Consider the following 17585-nt stretch of genomic DNA (forward strand, 5'->3'; position numbering starts at 1 on the left):
TTTTTAGTGGAATTTAGTATATTTATACTGTTTTAATTCGTTGGTAACTCATTTAATTTCCGAATGTGTTCAATTGTAATTGAATAGCTTTTTAGGTATGAGCAATATTGGAAGAAGCTATTGAGGAAAAGGTATCCTAATGGGATGCCTTTTCTCGTTTGTATCAATCAATTTCAGTATCTTTAAGAAAGAAGAGAAAAAATAGCTATGATACAAGAAATCTTAAAAGCAATTGACCACCGGCCTTGGTCTTTACCGCAAGAAAATTGGCGCTACTACCAAGAATGGAATCGACTCCTTTTCCTACATTTTGAAGTGCCTTTTGAGGCGTTGAGAGCGTTAGTCCCTCCCGCTCTTGAATTAGACGCTTTTGAAGGTAAATATTATATTTCTGTCGTGCCTTTTACAATGGAAAAAATCCGTCCCCGTTATTTACCAGCCGTAGATTTTATTTCTAATTTTGATGAAATTAACGTGAGAACCTATGTGGTGAAAGACGGGAAACCTGGGGTTTATTTTTTGAATATTGAAGGCGGGAAGTCCCTCTCTGTTTACGTAGCTAAAAAATTATCGGGACTGCCTTATGAAAAGGCAACCATGCAAAGAGATAAAGAAGTATACACTTCTTCTCATAAGAAAAAGAAATTTCAATTAGAAGCCACCTATAAAATAGGAGAGGTCGTTCACCAAAAAACATCTTTACAACTTTGGCTTACCGAGCGATATTGCTTGTATGTCTATGTCAAAAACACCCTCTATCGCTATCCTATTCACCACAAACTTTGGGAATTGAAAGAAATCTCATTTGATAATCAGAAAGTGGATTATGCCTTTGGATCTTTGCATTTGACCGAAAAGCAGGTGATTGAACCGAATTATTCAGAGGGCATTGAGGTGGTAGCTTGGGGAAGGGAAAAAGTAGATAAAAAATAAGTATCTTAGTTTAAACTAAGGCATATTGCTTATACCTATTTAATCTTTACCACGATGGCTCACTATACCCTTCAAATACCTAAACCTTGTTCCGAGGATTGGAATCAAATGCCCCCCATAGACAAAGGTCGTTTCTGTGCAGTTTGTGAAAAGGAAGTTCACGATTTTTCTTCCTATACAAAGCATGAATTAGTTCAACACCTTAAACGAGAAGGAAAGGTGTGTGGAAGAGTCCCTGTACAATTGATAGATACAAACTTGAAGGATACGGATCTTTTCAGAGGTATAAAGTTAAATGGGATTGTTGCTGCTGCAATTAATTTAGTAGTATTAACGGCTACAGCTACAGCCACGGGACAGGAAAAAGTTACTACAGAACAAACGGCAAAGAAAGTGACAAAGATAAAGAGACTTGAATCTGAAAAATCAAATCCAGTATTTTATAGCGAAACGAAACGCATTTTAAAAGGACAGGTCTGTGATGTAGAAGATATACCGTTACCTGGTGCCGCAGTTGTTATCGAAGGTACGAATTGCGGTGTTGGAACCGATTATGAAGGGAAATTTCAATTAGAAGTACCAGATGAATTTGAAAAGAATAAAATAATCATTCAGTTTATTGGAATGGAAACGCAACGGATTAAAATCAAAGACTTTGATAAACCTTTATATGTATCATTAAAGGATGATACAGAGAATATGATGGGAGAATTTGTGGTAAAACGCAAGAAGAAGTGGTTGTTTTTCTAGAGCAATAAGAAATGCGTTTGTGCGATAAAAATTAAAACAAACACTTGTTTACGTCATTCGTTAGCTTAATTTGTTTATTTTGTTTTGTCTAGCACTGTCATGTGTCTGTGTGATTTTATTGATATGACGGTAGAGGTTTAAGGCTGATTTTTTGTATTGTAAACTTACCTCGAAGTTTTTATTTGTCATTTTTTCAGCCAAGTCAACGAGTAAATCAGCTAATACTTCTTGATTGCTAGTATCGAAAGCAGGATGTAAAGCAAAAAAATCCTGTATCTGCTGAGGGGTTTCCAAAGATAGGAGTACTTCTAAATCGACGGAGGTTTGCTCTTTCAACCGCGCAGTGAAATCTTGGGTGACTTGTTCGCTGTCGTCTTCTGGCAATTGATTAAAAAAGGCCCTTAAAATAAGAGCCGTTTGTTGTATAAGTCGTAAAATAGTATCTCTTGTTTCCATTATCGAACAGGTCGAAGCGTATTGCTAAAAGTCACTTTAAAAGGCGTCTCTTTGCTGCTGTTTTTCATGATGTAAATAAATTTAAACATCTTCGCATGATCTTTATCGATGGTTACTTCACTGTTTGTATAGGTATCAAGTACTGTAAAATCAGCGGTATTATCCACGCGAACGGATTTGGCGATACCTGTAGATAAATCACTCATTGTCATGCCTTTGAAAAAAGTCTTCGTATCATTTTTAACAACAATATTTTCTCCTTTAAACCCTTGGGTTAAAATAACCACACTGAATTTGTCTCCCGTAGCTTGCATACCTTGTAAATACGATTCTCGGGTTTTTTCAGTAACCGAACGAAAATCATCTCTTACTTGGGCATAGTCTGGTAAATCAATAACGTCTTTTTCTTCAGGTAATCGATTTTCTTCTTTAATTTCTTCTAGGCGCTCTTCAATAGATAAATCTTTTGAAGAAGAAGTGTTACTGCTCGTACTGCTATTGTTTCCATGCGGGATGGATTTACACATAGTGAATAAAGCAATCAGCAATAAAAAGGGCAATTTTTTCATAATCTTGATTTTACAATGATAGGGATGCGATTGTAAGTAAGTATCTTTGTGGCTGTAAAGATAAAATTTTCGAAGGGAATAAAAAAGAGATCTTTACTTAATAGAAAATTAGGTATTTTATGCATTATGATGTTATACTTGTTGGAGGTGGAGCTGCTGGTTTTTTTACGGCTATAAATATTGCCGAGCGCAATGCGAATCTGCGTATTGCTATCTTAGAACGCGGTAAAGAGGTACTCTCAAAAGTGCGCATATCAGGCGGTGGTCGTTGTAATGTCACGCATGCGTGTTTTGATCCCAAAGAATTGGTACAGTTTTATCCAAGAGGTTCGAAAGAATTACTAGGGCCTTTTCATCAATTTTGCAGTGGCGATACGATCGAATGGTTTGCGAAATATGGGGTAGAGTTAAAAATAGAAGAAGATGGGCGTATGTTTCCGATCACTGATTCTTCACAGACTATTATTGATTGCTTTACACAGGCAGTAGCAAAATTTAAAATTACCGTTCTACAGGGCGTTAGTGTTCAAAGCATTTACCAAGGTGAAAAGGGATGGAAGTTAGACACCACCAAAGAAGGTATGTCCTGTTCTCAACTAGTATTTACAACCGGAAGTAATCCAAAGATATGGCAACTGATGGAAGAAATGGGACATCGTTTGGTTGAACCCGTTCCTTCCTTGTTTACTTTTAATATAAAAGATAAGCGAATTAAAGATTTGATGGGGATTTCAACACCTGCATCCATTCAGGTCAAAGGAACGAAATTAGAGGCTACGGGTCCTGTGTTACTTACCCATTGGGGGATGAGTGGTCCCGGTATTTTGCGTATCTCTGCTTGGGGAGCTCGACTATTAGCGGAAAAAAAATACCAATTTCATATTGTTGTCAATTGGTTACCTGAGATCGAGAAAGAAGATTTATTCGAGCAATTGAAAGCGTTTAAACTCGAACATGCCAAAAAAATGGTAACCAAAAGAGGCTTGTTTGATTTTCCCACGCGTTTGTGGGAGCGATTGGTTTTGTCCGCACAAATTGACGAAGCAAAAACGTGGGCTGATTTGAGTAATAAGCATCTGGAAGCCTTGCTTGTACAATTGCAAGAAGGCGAATTTCAAGTAAATGGTAAAAGTACGTTTAAAGAAGAATTTGTGACTGCAGGCGGAATTGATTTGCGCGATGTGAATTTTAAAACGATGGAAAGCAAAAATTGTAAAGATTTGTATTTTGCAGGAGAAATTTTAAATATCGACGCGATTACGGGTGGATTTAATTTTCAAAATGCTTGGACAACCGGATTCTTAGCAGCTCAGGATATCGCCTCAAAATTTTAAAATATAAGATATGAAATTCAACTATTATAACGCAAGTAGCTGCAGCTTACTTCTAGCAATGTGTTTAGGGCCCTTTCTAGGAACTGGTATTTTCTTTTTAGTTGTAGGAACTGGTTTAGTAAAGCTTGTTGCTATACTTCTTTTCTTTTTGTTTGTAGTTTTCTTTTATAAAGTACTATTTATGAAAGTAAGCGTGGATGAAAAGGGTGTACTTTATAAAAGCCTATTTCAAGAAAAATACTTGCCTTGGACTGAAATTAAAGATGTTTTAATTGTAGTTAGAGAAAGAAGATCGGTACCTGATTACTACAAATTAAATGAATGGATGCAATCAGGGCGATCAGGGAAAAGCTATTTTTTACTGTTTAGGACATCCAGTGAATTTCCTGCAAACCCAATGTTTATGTTTAGTGCGCCAATAGGTGAAGACTATATTAGTGTACAAAGTAGAAAGACAATACAGCAAAAAGTGAATCAGTATTTTTACAACTCCTAAACTTATCTTAATTAATGTCGAATTGGTGATAACCTTGTTGATAAGTTTATTTGATTTGAGTTGAAAACGTGTGGATTTTATGTTCCTTTGGCGAACACACAACGAATAAGTCAGAGATGTAGATGAAGATTTATAAGTGTATGTAATTTTGTAAGTGCTAAAAGAAATATGGAAGGCAAAACCTTCCATATTTTTTTATGGTTTGATGAAAGGATTATAGACTAAATGAAGAGATCGTTGGTAGTCTTTAATAAATCGGGTGATAACCGTTAAGGTCGATAATCCAATCAAAGTTTTAAGTGACCAATTTTCCATAGGAATAAGGATAAAGATTAGAACTAAAGCACTTATTGCTGTAAACATCCTAAGATTATAATGCTTCGTGTGAATGGGATGCTTATAAAGTAGCATAAACAGCAGTAAAACAATAATTGTACTTCCTAATAAAAATAAAAACTCTCTCCAATCCGAATTGGCAAAGAGCGAATATCCAATGGTGAGTAAACCGGAAAATAGACCTAACGCTAAATTGGTGCGATCCAAAAGTTGAATTTTGTTCACTAAGCGTACTTGTATTACTAAGTCTTCTGTTAACTGAAGGGTTTGTTGTTTAGCGTCCGTTAGTTCTTCTACAGCAAAAGATTGATGTACATTTCCATACACTAAAGTTAGTTCCTTAACCGAATTATCAAGAAGTATGCTAGCTTGAGAAGAGGTCTGAATTTCTTTTAAAAAAGTAGATTCTGTGTAAATAAAAACAGAATGAATACCCTCTGATTTTTTTTTGAGGACTGTTGTAAGGAGTAGTTTTTTCATGTTTTTATGCATTTGGTAGTTTGGTGTAAGGCTAATGTAAGATATGTTTGTTGAATTTGCAATTATTTTTTATTTTTTAATAACGTTTTTTGTATTAAATTGATGCAATAGGTGTGGATAATGTAGTTAAATAGGTATATTATTATCATAAAAAAAATAAGAGAGATGCGGGAGCAAGAAGTATGTATGTTGTAAAAAGGTAGTATTTTTGTAAAAATTTGAAAGAAATGATACACGCAAATGATTTTGTATTTGAAGCAAAAAGTACCCTATCTAATTCCGTACAGCAAGGAAAATTTACATGGAGCGCTCCAAGTAATATTGCGCTAGTTAAGTATTGGGGGAAAAGAGCACATCAAATTCCGGCCAATCCTTCTTTAAGCTTTACTTTAAGCCATTGTAAGACCCTTACTACTTTAGTGTTTTCAAAAAAAGAAGCAAAGGGACTTAGTTTCGATTTGTTGTTTGAAGGGCAACCGAAAGAAGAGTTTAAGCCCAAAGTGCAAAAGTTTTTTGAGCGTATTCTTCCTTATTGCTCTTATATAGAAGCGTATCATTTTACGATAGATACAACCAATACGTTTCCACATAGTTCAGGTATCGCATCTTCTGCCTCTGGGATGGCTGCTTTAGCGATGAATGTCATGGCTTTGGAACGTGCACTCCATCCAGAAATGGCGAATGATTATTTTACTAAGAAGGCTTCTTTTTTAGCGCGATTAGGTTCAGGAAGTGCTTGTAGAAGTATTGCTGGTGAGGTTGTTATTTGGGGTGTCCATGAAGAAATTGAAGGAAGTTCAGATTTATACGGGATTGAAGCTCCCTTTGCAATACATCAACAGTTTAAAAACTACCAAGATGTAATCTTATTAGTGGATAAAGGAGAAAAACAAGTATCAAGTACTGTGGGGCATGACTTAATGCACGATCATCCTTTTTCGAGTGAGCGCTTTCAACAAGCCCATCAAAATTTGAGCAAATTAAAAAAGACCCTTCAAACTGGAGATGTAAAAGAATTTATAGCCTTGGTAGAAAGTGAAGCTTTGACTTTACACGCGATGATGATGACTTCCCTGCCGTATTTTATTTTAATGAAACCCAATACCCTGAAAATTATTGAAAGAATTTGGGCGTTTAGGGCTAAAACTCAACTACCCGTTTGTTTTACTTTGGATGCAGGTGCGAATGTACATGTACTTTTTCCAGAAAATGAAAAAGAGAAGGTCTTGAACTTTATTCGCGAGGATTTAAGCAAATTTTGTCAGAATGAACACTTTATTGAAGATAAAATAGGATCAGGTGCTTTATTTATAGAATAAAAAGTGCTATATTTACGTTACAATAAAAGTGTTTAATTTAAAACAACCAAGCTATGAAAAATATTATAAAAGTAGTAGGATTCGCATTGTGTAGCTTGTTTACTTATCAAGTTAGCGCACAAACTCCTACTGAAGATCAGAATCCAAATTACCGTGTTAGTCTTGAAAAATACACGATACAACGCGATTCTCTGTTGGTCAATTTAGGAGAAACCGTACAAGATACCTATAAAGCGTATGATTGGTATGAGGCAAAGCAAGAAAGAAAAGCTTTGAAACGACAATACCGTCATGAAGAACGCATGGCTAGAGCAAAATACGGACGTTCTTATTATTCCGATTATGGATATAATTACAATTCGGGTTACAATGGCTACTATAGAAATTATAGCAATTGGAATTGGATGCCGCGTGTTGGCTTTAGAACCGGTAATTGGTGGTTCTCTATTTAATGAAAAAATTAATGAATAATAAAAAAAGTATGCAAATTAAAAAGATAGCATTAGTTGCGGTTTTAGCAGCATCAGGTTTATTTATCACGTCATGTGGTCGTCAAGTTACTAGAGTTAGTACAGATGAAACAATTGATATCAGTGGTAGATGGAATAATTCAGATTCAAGAGAAGTTGCTCAGCAAATGACAAGACAAGTATTAGATGGTGCTTGGATTGGGAATTTTCAAGATGACAACGACAATAAAAAACCGGTAGTTATCGTTGGAATGGTTTACAATAAAAGCCATGAGCATATCGATGCAGAAACATTTGTTAAAGATGTAGAGCAGTCTTTTATTCAATCTGGACGTGTGCGTTTAGTACAAGGTGGTAAAAAACGCGACGAATTAAGAGGAGAAAGAGCGGATCAACAAACGAACGCTTCTACCTCTTCGATGAAACAATTTGGTTTAGAACAAGGCGCAGATTTTATGTTGCAAGGTTCGATCAACTCTATTGTAGATTCACATAAAAAGAAAAAAGTTGTTTACTATCAAGTTAATTTAGAGTTGACAAATCTTCAAACAAACGAAGTAGTTTGGATTGGAGACAAAAAAATAGCGAAATACGTAAAAAACTAAACTTATAATTGATGGTTTTCAATCGAACCATATACTCAATTACAAAAACATTAGTGCTTGTAGCACTAATGTTTTTCGTATTTGGATGTGCTTCCTATCACGATAGAATTACGGATTACTACCAGCGTATGCTTCAACAAGATTACGTTGGAGCGGAAAATGCTTTAGATAAAAATCAGCTGCTTCAAAAGCCAAGAAACCTACTTCTGTTTTATATGGAAAAGGGAAAAGTTGAACATCTAAAAGGCAATTATGCGGTAAGTAATCAATACCTAAATAAAGCAGATCTTTTAATTGAAGATCAGGTTACCAAAACAGGGGATGTGATGGTGGGCCTTTTCTTGAATTCCATGTCTCAAAGTTACAAAGGAGAGGAATTTGAGATTTTTATGCTTCACTATTACAAGGCATTGAATTATTTGTATTTAGGGCAGTCCCAAGAAGCACTTGTGGAAGCACGTCGTATTTCTCTTCAAAATTACGATCAAGGTGATAAGTACAACAACAAAACGACCCGCTATTCTAAAGATGCCTTTTCTTTAAATTTACAAGGTTTAATTTACGAATCAACGGGTAACTACAATGATGCTTTTATTTCGTATCGCAATGCGGTCGAAGTATATCAAAGTGCTGTTGGTGGAATTTATTATGGAGTGAGTATTCCTGAAAACTTAAAATATGATGTCATGAATATGGCGGATAAATTGGGTTTTACCTCTGATTTAAAAAGGTTTGAGAAAGAGTTTTCAATGGCTTTTAAACGGTATCAAGTAACGGAAGGTGGCGAACTTGTTGTCTTCTGGGAAAATGGTACTGCACCAATCAAAGAGGAAGAAAATATGTTCTTCTCTTTAATTAGAGGAGATAGTGGTGCCTTAGTGTTTACCAATGCTTTAGGGATTATGATTCCTTTGGATTTTGGCATTGCAGGTACTACAAATTTAAGTGATGTGCACAGTGTGAATATTGCTTATCCTAAATATATCAGCACTCCCGTACCTTATGTAAATGCCAAGATTCAGGTAAATGGTACAGCAACCTATGCTTTAGAAAAAGTACAAGATATTGATGTTGTAGCGGTTTCAACCCTGCAAGAAAGAGCCGGAAAAGAACTAGGGAAAATTTTAACGCGTTTGGCTGTAAAAAAATCAGCGGAATACGCGGTAAAATCAGCGGCTAGAAGTAATGATAACAATGCTGTATTGGAAGGTGTAGGCTTAGGTTTACAACTGTATAATCTATTTTCAGAAAAAGCCGATACGCGAAATTGGCAAACCTTACCTGCTGTGATTAATTATGCTCGAGTGCCTTTGGTTAAAGGGATGAATCAATTGACTTTGGAATTGCAAAAGCCCAATGGAGAAGTAATCAAACAACAAGTGGAAATTGAAGCCAGTGGGGGAATGAAATTCTATAATTTCACGACCATGAAGTAGCGGGAATATGACGAAAAATCAAGTATGTACGCATTGTAAAACGCCCATTCAATGTCGGGTAGAAGCGATTGATCAATGTGATTGTATGGCTGTTCAATTAACTCCCGATACTAAAAATTTCTTGCGTAGTTCGTTTCACAAGTGTTTGTGTAATGCTTGTTTAGAAAAAATGAATCAACTGGTGCTAGAAGCAAAAACCAGTGAATTCCCAACCAATAGAAGTGAAATGGTAGAAGGAAAACACTACTATATGGAAAATGGTTATTTTGTATTTACAGAATTGTATCATTTGCAAAAAGGACAATGTTGTCAAAATGGATGTAGACATTGTGTATATGGGTTTAAAAACCGTCATCTATAGAAAAAAATGCAACTAAATCACCTAAGCGTGAATATTATACGTACCTTTGCAGGGTAAATTACTTTTATGCTATGAAAGGACCTTTATTTTATTCAAAAATTCTTTTATTCGGTGAATATGGAATTATAAAAGACTCGAAAGGGTTATCTATTCCTTATAATTTTTATAAGGGAGCCTTGAAAATGGAAGATAACTTGGAGGGATTCGCTAAAAAATCAAATGAGAGTTTGAAGAACTTTGCTGCTTATCTTCGAGATTTGCAGGAGTCAGACTTTACTTTAGTTCAATTTGATCTCGATCGTTTGCAAACAGAAATTGAAAACGGTTTGTATTTTGATTCGAGTATCCCACAAGGCTATGGGGTAGGAAGTAGTGGAGCGCTAGTTGCTGCGATTTATGATCAGTATGCATCAGAGAAAATTACGGTCTTAGAAAACCTAAGCAAAGACAAACTCTTGAAATTAAAAGAGATTTTTGGTAAAATGGAAGCTTTTTTCCATGGAACAAGCTCTGGCTTAGATCCTTTAAACAGCTACTTAAGCCTGCCAATTTTAATTAATTCGAAAGATAATATCGAACCTACAGGTATTCCTTCTCAAAGTGTAGATGGAAAAGGGGCTGTATTTTTGATTGACTCAGGAATTGTTGGAGAAACTGCTCCAATGATTACTATTTTTATGGAAAAATTAAAAGAACAAGGATTCAGAAAAGTACTAAAAGAGGAATTTATCAAGCATACAGATGCTTGTGTAGAGAACTTCTTGAAAGGAGATTTGAAGGCTTTATTCAACAATACAAAAGAACTTTCATCAGTTGTATTCAATCACTTTAAACCTATGATTCCTGAACAGTTTCACACGGTTTGGCAAAAGGGAATTGAAACCAATGACTACTACTTGAAATTATGTGGATCTGGTGGAGGTGGTTACATCTTAGGATTTACACCTGATATTGACAAAGCAAAAGAAACACTTAAAGAGTATAAACTAGAAGTAGTTTACCAGTTTTAAGCAATAGAAATAGAGAATGTTATAACCTTTTACTAATCACAAGAAAAAAATAATATGTTATCTAGGAAAAACAGAATACTCTTAGCTAAAATATTCAGTTTGTTTTCTGTGTTGAGGGGTTATAACATTTTTGTTATTATTTTAGCCCAGTATTTAGCGTCTATCTTCATCTTTGCACCTGAAAAAAGAGCCTTGGATGTTATTTTAGATTGGCGGTTATTTCTGATTATTTTCGCTTCAGCCTTAGCAATTGCTTCTGGTTATATCATCAATAATTTTTACGACGCAGAAAAGGATTTAATTAATCGTCCCAACAAGTCTATGTTGGATCGATTAGTCAGTCAAACAACCAAATTAAGAGTTTATTTTTTCCTTAATTTTATGTCTGTTTGTATTGTACTTCCTGTTTCTTTACACGGAGCAATCTTTTTTGCAGTTTATATTTTTCTCTTGTGGTTCTATTCCCATAAATTGAAGAAATTTCCAATCATAGGTAATTTAGTAGCCTCTTTATTGGTTATGTTGCCTTTCTTTGCAATTTTGATGTATTTTAGATCGTTTCATCTTTCTATTTATATTCACGCTTCCTTCTTGTATTTGATTATTTTAATCCGAGAAATCATGAAGGATTTGGAAAATATTAGAGGTGATTTTGCCAATAATTATCAAACGATTCCCGTGCGTTTTGGGGAGAAAAAGGCGAAAGAAGTCATCACTGGTGTATTTGTGCTAGCCTTGATTCCCATTTATCTGATGACGGTTCGCTATGATGTGGGGTACATGATTTACTATTTTTATTTTAGTATCGTAATTTTTATTTTCTTCTTAATCAAATTATGGAAATCACATACTACACTTGAATACCATCAACTTCACTTTCTCCTTAAGCTTTTAATTTTACTTGGGGTTCTTTCCATTGTGCTTATTAAACCAGGTGTTTTAGCTAGTGGCAGGTATCTTTTGGAGGAGACTTTATAATTGATATACTATATTTTAGGGTATATTGAAATAAAAGAAGGAGTTTGTCTATCTTTGCAAAAATATTTAATATGAATAACGGTAAATCAGGTTCTAGAAAAACGCAATCTAATCGCGGTGGAAAACCAAAAAGTGGGGGTGCAAAACCATTCCAAAAGCGAGCTAGTCAAGGCCAAGGAACAGCAAAACCTTTCCAGAAACGTGCTAGTGAAGGACAAGGAACAGCAAAGCCGAAACCATCTAATAGAACATTCGATAAAAAACCAAAAGTAGTATCCACTCCAAATGCAGAAAATGGAGAGATGCGCTTAAACAAGTATATTAGTAATTCTGGTGTGTGCTCAAGAAGAGACGCAGATTTATATATTGTTTCTGGTAACGTGAAAGTTAACGGAGAGATTGTTACTGAATTGGGACATAAAGTAAAAATAACGGATGTCGTAAACTTTGATGGTATGGTTATCACACCAGAAAAGAAAGTGTACATTGTATTGAACAAACCGAAAGGCTTCTCTACGATTAATGAAGAGATTGTTAGTCAAGAGAATGTATTGAGTTTAGTGAAAAATGCTTCAAAAACACCTTTAGCGCCTGTAGGTCGCATGGATAAAAGTACATTGGGTTTAATGATTTTTACGAATGATACGAATTTGATTCAAAAATTGAGTTCTACGGAACAACGTTCTTCAAAAATGTATCAAGTTTCTTTGGATAAAAACCTAAAATACGAAGATTTAGAGCGTGTTAAAAAAGGAATTTACATTGAAGAAAGACGCGTATTTGTTGAAGATGTTGCGTATGTTGAAAATCAACCGAAAACAGAAATTGGCATTAAGTTGAAAGCATCGAATGTGAAATTAGTACGTGCTTTATTTGAGTCTTTAGACTATAATGTAATCAAAGTAGATCGCGTTATGTACGGAACTATTACTAAATGGAATCTACCTAGAGGAAGTTGGAGAGACTTAACAGAAGAAGAAATTCGTTTTTTACAACATGGATAATAAAAAAGCTCAACCGATTAAGGTTGAGCTTTTTTAGTTAACAGTGAACTGTCAACCGTTAACTAAACTGCGTTTCGATATCAAAGTTCACTTCTTCACTAACTAAAAGACCACCTGTTTCTAATGCGGTATTCCAGTTTAAATTCCAATCTTTTCTATTTACTTTACCAGTTAGCGCTAAAGCTACTTTAGCATTCCCCCAAGGATCTTGGATGATTCCACTGTATTCAGCATTTAGTTTTATGGCTTTACTTTCGCCGTGCATCGTTAAAGTACCTTCGACAATATAATGGGTTTCGCCTTTTTTCTCAATTCTACTTGATGTAAAATGAACTGTTGGAAATTGTTCTGCATCAAAGAAATCAGCACTTCTCAGGTGATTGTCACGATCGGTATTGTTTGTAGAAATAGAAGCTGTTTTTGCTTCAAATTGAAGTGTACTTTCTTCTAGATTATTATTTACTAAGTCAAGGGTAGCTGTGTAATCTGTAAAAGTACCTCTTACGTTCGTAAACATCATATGCTTAATTTTAAATCCAATAGATGAGTGGGTTGTATCGATTTTCCAATTTTTCGTTTTCATAGTGTACTAAAATTAAAGTTTATACTTATTGTAAGTAGTTCGGTAAGTCCATAGGAATTTCCATGAGTAATAGTTGTGTTTTTTGTGTTGCTTTAAGGTGAATGGAAGTTGTGTCCCAAATTCCGATAGCATCTCTGCGATCTAAAACTTCATCCTCAAGCGTGATCGCTCCTTCAAGTACAAATAAGTATAAGCCATTTGAAGGGTCTTTTAGCTCATAGGCTAATTCTTTGCCTTGTTCGAGGTCTGCAAGGTGAAACCAAGCGTTTTGGTGTATCCATGCGCCCGCATCTTCAGGGTTTGGAGATAAAATCTGATCCCAATTGTTTTTTCTTTGAGCTACATCCAAGCTTATTTGTTGGTATCTTGGTGTAACGTTTAGTTGGTTGGGGAAAAGCCAAATTTGCAAAAATTCTGCAGCTTCTGTTTCACTTGGATTAAACTCACTGTGTTGAACGCCTGTACCGGCACTCATGACCTGAATTTCATTTACTTGGATGGTTTCTCCATGCCCCATATTGTCTTTATGTGCGAGGCTTCCTTTTAAAGGAATAGAAATGATTTCCATATTTTCATGTGGATGTGCTCCAAATCCCTTTCCAGGTGCTACATAATCATCGTTTAAAACACGTAAAACCCCAAAGTGTACGCGATCCTTGTTGCTGTAATTAGCAAAACTAAACGTGTGATGAGATTTTAACCAACCGTGGTCAGCATGTCCTCTACTATCTGATTTGTATACAATTGAATTTTTCATAGTTGTATCGATTTTGTTATACAAAGATACAGACAGTCAGTTGGTTAGTTGCTTAATGTAGATTAAGAAATAAAACGAGGGGATTCTTCTTAAAAATTATCTTTTTGTGTTTTGTTGAAATAACATAGTTTTTAGCATTGTCTCTTTGCCCTATGTGTACATGCAGAATTTGGTATAAATTTCCCAACTAACTTAATGTTTGAGTTAGCTATTCAATGTCTTTCCTACTACTTAGGCTGGACTGTCAAAGGGATTCATATTCAGTTATTTAATCTATCTAGGGGTTTGGTATAATCCAATTAAAAAGACGCGTAACTGTTTTTTTAAAGGTTCTGAATGGCATATTGCGTTATATTCAGGTGGTTGATAAAAACCCCTGATCGGTAATACTGTCCGGTTAAATTGATATTGTTGATTTCAGTCCACGGATAAGTACCACATACTGAACTTCCAACAAAGGGGTTATAGGTCCAAAGGGAAAAACTGCCAATGGGGTTTCTTTGGTAGTAATTGGTTACTTTTAGTACATTGGGATAAGTAAACGTAAAACTACCCCCAAAATACAGCCCAACGGGATCATAAAGCGTGATTTCAGCAATGGGAATTTGCCTTTCACCTAATTTGTTTGCAATTCTTACTGCGGCAGCACCCCCTCGACTATGCCCATAGAGTATTAATTGATTTCCTTGTTTGAATCCTTCTTCTAAGTAGGCAATAATAGCTTTATCACCTCCTCCAAGTGAACTCGAAAACATCCGTCCTTTTTGTTCCTCAACTACGCGTTTTAAAGCAGGATTACCACTTGCATTTGCCCCACCAGCCCCATAGATTCCTACAATGGTTGTCTTTTGTTTATCCTCTAAAAATCCATCAGGTCGATGTAGGCTATGATTCAATTTAGTTATACTCATTCTCAATCGATTTAAGTATTTACAAGGGTCTTTTTTCTGTAATCCTAGCCATTTTTAGTGGGACTAGTATGAAGAACTAAGGTACTAAAAAAAGTCTTTAAGTGAGTTTTTTTAAATGATTTCTGATGTGTAAAAGGAGACATGCTTTTGCACCAGTTGAAAGCATTTGTGAATTAAATAGATTTATTCTGAAAAATTGTAACGAAAAAGAGACTGTTTTAAAAATACAGCCCCTTTTATAGGATTCAAAATGAATTGATTTTAGTGCATAGTATACAAGACCTCCTTTTGTACTACATGATCAATCGTCTTTGATTCTTTATTCTCTATAAAAGGAATATAGTTTTCATCATAAAGTTCTTGGAGAAGTTCTTTCTTAATAGAATGATCAGTCCAGTAAATTCGCAAAGTAAAAAAAAGTGCACAGGGATTTTTAGTCACTTATTTAATGACTATTTAACTCGATTAAAGCAGCTAGTTTTGTTAATCGTTTTAAAAAATATTTTTGAAAGCTGTTAAATAAAAGGAAGTAAGACGTGTGTTTTTAGGATTCTCTCGTTACGGTTTTATAGAACAAGAATGTATATTTATTACTATTTATGTAGTATGAGAGGAGAGTGAAAGAAAAAAGAGAAAGCTTCAACAATACTGAAACTTCCTCTTTTAGTTTATGATATAGTTGGAAAAAGGAATTGGTTATCTATACTTCTCTTTCCAAATTATTGTTTAGTGTTGATACACTACATATTTCAAATCCTCCTCGGTTACCACTTTCGTTAGGTTATGAGAAGATAAACCTTTCATAGCTTTATCCCATTTCTTGCCGCTTAAAGCCGCTTGTTCTTTTAAAGAACCTAATTCAACCTTGTTTTCGTTGTTTGCTAGAATCTGAATAATAATTTTTTCATCGTCAGACAATTCAACAGTAGGTGCTGTTTTTTCAGGTCTCATTTGAGGGAAGAATAGCACTTCTTGAATGGAAGGATTGTTGGTTAAGAACATAATTAAACGATCCATTCCAATTCCCATTCCTGATGTAGGAGGCATTCCGTATTCTAATGCACGTAAGAAATCTTGGTCAATAAACATAGCTTCATCATCTCCGCGATCTGCTAAAGCTAATTGTGCTTCAAAACGCTCTCTTTGGTCGATAGGGTCGTTTAATTCCGAATAAGCATTTGCAACTTCTTTACCACAAACCATCAACTCAAAGCGCTCCGTTAATTCTGGATTATCTCTATGTGCTTTAGTTAAAGGTGACATTTCTTTTGGATAGTCTGTAATAAAGGTAGGTTGAATATAGTTACCTTCACATTTCTCGCCAAATATTTCATCAATCAATTTGCCTTTACCCATCGTTGCATCTATAGGAATTCCCATGCCTAAAGCAGCCTGACGAATTTCATCTTCTGTTTTACCTGTAATATCGAAACCTGTAAACTCTTTGATTGAATCAGCCATTGTGATTCGCTTGTAAGGGGCTTTGAAGTTTATTTCATGTTCTCCAAAAGTAGCTGTTGAAGATCCATTAACAGCCGTAGCACAATGTTCTAACAAGCGTTCTGTAAAGTCCATCATCCAGTTGTAGTCTTTGTAAGCTACATAAATTTCCATAACCGTGAATTCAGGATTATGGGTTCTATCCATGCCTTCATTACGGAAGTTTTTAGCAAATTCATATACGCCGTCAAAACCACCAACGATTAAGCGTTTTAAATAAAGTTCATTAGCAATACGCAAATACAAAGGAATATCTAAAGCATTGTGATGTGTCATAAATGGACGTGCTGCTGCTCCTCCTGGAATTGACTGTAATACAGGGGTTTCAACCTCCATGTATCCAGATTCATTAAAGAACTCACGCATCGCTGTATACAACTTGGTGCGTTTGATAAACGTTTCTTTAATTTTAGGGTTAACTACTAAATCTACATAACGCATTCTGTAACGCAATTCCGGATCGGTAAAAGCATCAAAAGTATTGCCTTCTGCATCTGTTTTAGGTAAAGGTAAAGGACGCAGAGATTTGCTTAATAGAGATAGTCCTTTTACGCGAATTGTTTTTTCTCCAACTTGTGTAGTAAACAATTCTCCTTCAATACCAATAATATCGCCTAAATCGATTAGTTTTTTGTAAACTTCGTTATATAGATCTTTGTTCTCATCCGGACAAAGTTCATCTCTGTTGATGTATAATTGAATTTTTCCTTCACTATCTTGAATCGTTGCAAAAGAAGCTTTTCCTTGAATACGAGAAGACATTAATCTTCCGGCCACAACTACCTTCTTACCTTCTTCAAAATCGTTCTTTATCTGCTTGGATGTATGATCTACTGGAAATAGGTTAGCAGGATAAGGATTCACACCGAGCTCTTGCAATTTTGCGAGCTTCTCTCTTCTGATGATTTCTTGTTCTGAAAGTTGCATAATAATTGTGAATTATGAATTAATTTATAAAGTGCAAATATAGGTAATCTTTAAAAATTAGGGGCATTTGTATCTCGCCAAATGTCAGTTAATTAGTCATTTGATACTTTTGAATGATTTCGAGGTATGGGTTTAACGCAAATTATAGTCTTAATTCACAAAAAAATGACGAAATTTGTAGGGTATAAATATGTGATTATGAGTATTTGGAGAGTCATTTTGTCTATTATTTTTCCACCGATCGCTGTGTACGATAAAGGATGTGGATCTATCTTAATTGTATTGCTTTTGACCTTAGCAGGCTGGATTCCTGGTGTTATTGGAGCCTTGGTCATTCTCAATAATCCAAAATATAACAGATAAGCAAAAA

The 17585-nt window shown here is 35.1% G+C and carries 20 protein-coding genes; 13 read left to right on the forward strand and 7 right to left on the reverse strand.

Annotated features, from left to right (window positions below; all coding sequences use genetic code 11):
* Positions 1-207 precede the first annotated feature (207 nt).
* Together ACMHJ2_RS02010 and ACMHJ2_RS02015 are read left to right on the forward strand one after the other, a co-directional pair.
* The gene (locus ACMHJ2_RS02010; RefSeq protein WP_413511292.1) at positions 208-933 is read left to right on the forward strand and encodes a YqjF family protein; all 726 of its coding nucleotides are present in this window, start codon (positions 208-210) and stop codon (positions 931-933) included.
* Between the two features lie 54 nt (positions 934-987).
* The gene (locus ACMHJ2_RS02015) at positions 988-1683 is read left to right on the forward strand and encodes a carboxypeptidase-like regulatory domain-containing protein (protein WP_413511293.1); all 696 of its coding nucleotides are present in this window, start codon (positions 988-990) and stop codon (positions 1681-1683) included.
* A 60-nt stretch (positions 1684-1743) separates the two neighbouring features.
* Here the strand turns inward: ACMHJ2_RS02015 and ACMHJ2_RS02020 are convergent, their stop codons facing one another.
* Together ACMHJ2_RS02020 and ACMHJ2_RS02025 are read right to left on the reverse strand one after the other, a co-directional pair.
* The gene (locus ACMHJ2_RS02020) at positions 1744-2139 is read right to left on the reverse strand and encodes a hypothetical protein (RefSeq protein WP_413511294.1); all 396 of its coding nucleotides are present in this window, start codon (positions 2137-2139) and stop codon (positions 1744-1746) included.
* Positions 2139-2708 carry a hypothetical protein gene (locus ACMHJ2_RS02025; RefSeq protein WP_413511295.1) on the reverse strand — a complete coding sequence of 190 codons (570 nt, stop codon included), beginning with the start codon at positions 2706-2708 and terminating at the stop codon, positions 2139-2141. Before ACMHJ2_RS02025 ends, ACMHJ2_RS02020 begins: the two co-directional genes overlap by 1 nt.
* Positions 2709-2827: 119 nt before the next feature.
* Here ACMHJ2_RS02025 and ACMHJ2_RS02030 point away from each other — a divergent pair, with 119 nt between their 5' ends.
* Positions 2828-4042, forward strand: a complete 1215-nt coding sequence (locus tag ACMHJ2_RS02030; RefSeq protein ID WP_413511296.1) for an NAD(P)/FAD-dependent oxidoreductase — start codon at positions 2828-2830, stop codon at positions 4040-4042.
* 10 nt (positions 4043-4052) lie between these two features.
* Positions 4053-4538, forward strand: a complete 486-nt coding sequence (locus tag ACMHJ2_RS02035) for a PH domain-containing protein (RefSeq protein ID WP_413511297.1) — start codon at positions 4053-4055, stop codon at positions 4536-4538.
* A gap of 195 nt (positions 4539-4733) precedes the next feature.
* Here the strand turns inward: ACMHJ2_RS02035 and ACMHJ2_RS02040 are convergent, their stop codons facing one another.
* Complete coding sequence (locus tag ACMHJ2_RS02040; protein WP_413511298.1) at positions 4734-5354, reverse strand: hypothetical protein; 621 nt, start codon at positions 5352-5354, stop codon at positions 4734-4736.
* A gap of 227 nt (positions 5355-5581) precedes the next feature.
* Here ACMHJ2_RS02040 and ACMHJ2_RS02045 point away from each other — a divergent pair, with 227 nt between their 5' ends.
* The 8 genes from ACMHJ2_RS02045 to ACMHJ2_RS02080 all read left to right on the forward strand — a co-directional run bounded on the left by ACMHJ2_RS02045 (position 5582) and on the right by ACMHJ2_RS02080 (position 12537).
* Positions 5582-6673, forward strand: coding sequence for a diphosphomevalonate/mevalonate 3,5-bisphosphate decarboxylase family protein (locus ACMHJ2_RS02045; RefSeq protein WP_413511299.1), 1092 nt, complete (start codon positions 5582-5584; stop codon positions 6671-6673).
* 53 nt (positions 6674-6726) lie between these two features.
* Complete coding sequence (locus ACMHJ2_RS02050; RefSeq protein WP_413511300.1) at positions 6727-7125, forward strand: hypothetical protein; 399 nt, start codon at positions 6727-6729, stop codon at positions 7123-7125.
* A 29-nt stretch (positions 7126-7154) separates the two neighbouring features.
* Positions 7155-7748, forward strand: a complete 594-nt coding sequence (locus ACMHJ2_RS02055; protein WP_413511450.1) for a penicillin-binding protein activator LpoB — start codon at positions 7155-7157, stop codon at positions 7746-7748.
* An 11-nt stretch (positions 7749-7759) separates the two neighbouring features.
* Complete coding sequence (locus ACMHJ2_RS02060) at positions 7760-9184, forward strand: COG3014 family protein (RefSeq protein ID WP_413511301.1); 1425 nt, start codon at positions 7760-7762, stop codon at positions 9182-9184.
* Positions 9185-9191: 7 nt separating this feature from the next.
* Positions 9192-9545: a cysteine-rich CWC family protein gene (locus tag ACMHJ2_RS02065; RefSeq protein WP_413511302.1), complete on the forward strand. Its 354-nt coding sequence runs from the start codon at positions 9192-9194 to the stop codon at positions 9543-9545.
* A gap of 71 nt (positions 9546-9616) precedes the next feature.
* A complete protein-coding gene (locus tag ACMHJ2_RS02070; protein ID WP_413511303.1) occupies positions 9617-10555 on the forward strand; it encodes a mevalonate kinase in 939 nt (312 codons plus the stop codon).
* A 54-nt stretch (positions 10556-10609) separates the two neighbouring features.
* A complete protein-coding gene (locus ACMHJ2_RS02075) occupies positions 10610-11533 on the forward strand; it encodes a geranylgeranylglycerol-phosphate geranylgeranyltransferase (RefSeq protein WP_413511304.1) in 924 nt (307 codons plus the stop codon).
* Between the two features lie 71 nt (positions 11534-11604).
* Complete coding sequence (locus tag ACMHJ2_RS02080) at positions 11605-12537, forward strand: pseudouridine synthase (RefSeq protein WP_413511305.1); 933 nt, start codon at positions 11605-11607, stop codon at positions 12535-12537.
* 58 nt (positions 12538-12595) lie between these two features.
* Here ACMHJ2_RS02080 and ACMHJ2_RS02085 read toward each other — a convergent pair whose 3' ends face one another.
* The 4 genes from ACMHJ2_RS02085 to lysS all read right to left on the reverse strand — a co-directional run bounded on the left by ACMHJ2_RS02085 (position 12596) and on the right by lysS (position 17215).
* Positions 12596-13120 (reverse strand): YceI family protein, encoded by a 525-nt coding sequence (locus ACMHJ2_RS02085; RefSeq protein ID WP_413511306.1) that lies wholly within the window; start codon positions 13118-13120, stop codon positions 12596-12598.
* Positions 13121-13145: 25 nt separating this feature from the next.
* Positions 13146-13877 carry a pirin family protein gene (locus tag ACMHJ2_RS02090; protein ID WP_413511307.1) on the reverse strand — a complete coding sequence of 244 codons (732 nt, stop codon included), beginning with the start codon at positions 13875-13877 and terminating at the stop codon, positions 13146-13148.
* Positions 13878-14200: 323 nt separating this feature from the next.
* A complete protein-coding gene (locus ACMHJ2_RS02095; protein WP_413511308.1) occupies positions 14201-14788 on the reverse strand; it encodes a hypothetical protein in 588 nt (195 codons plus the stop codon).
* 726 nt (positions 14789-15514) lie between these two features.
* Positions 15515-17215: a lysine--tRNA ligase gene (lysS, locus tag ACMHJ2_RS02100; protein WP_413511309.1), complete on the reverse strand. Its 1701-nt coding sequence runs from the start codon at positions 17213-17215 to the stop codon at positions 15515-15517.
* Between the two features lie 198 nt (positions 17216-17413).
* Here lysS and ACMHJ2_RS02105 point away from each other — a divergent pair, with 198 nt between their 5' ends.
* Complete coding sequence (locus ACMHJ2_RS02105; protein WP_413511451.1) at positions 17414-17578, forward strand: YqaE/Pmp3 family membrane protein; 165 nt, start codon at positions 17414-17416, stop codon at positions 17576-17578.
* Positions 17579-17585 lie beyond the last annotated feature (7 nt).

The organism is Myroides odoratus (assembly GCF_965118575.1).
GTDB classification, from domain to species: Bacteria; Bacteroidota; Bacteroidia; order Flavobacteriales; family Flavobacteriaceae; genus Flavobacterium; species Flavobacterium odoratum_B.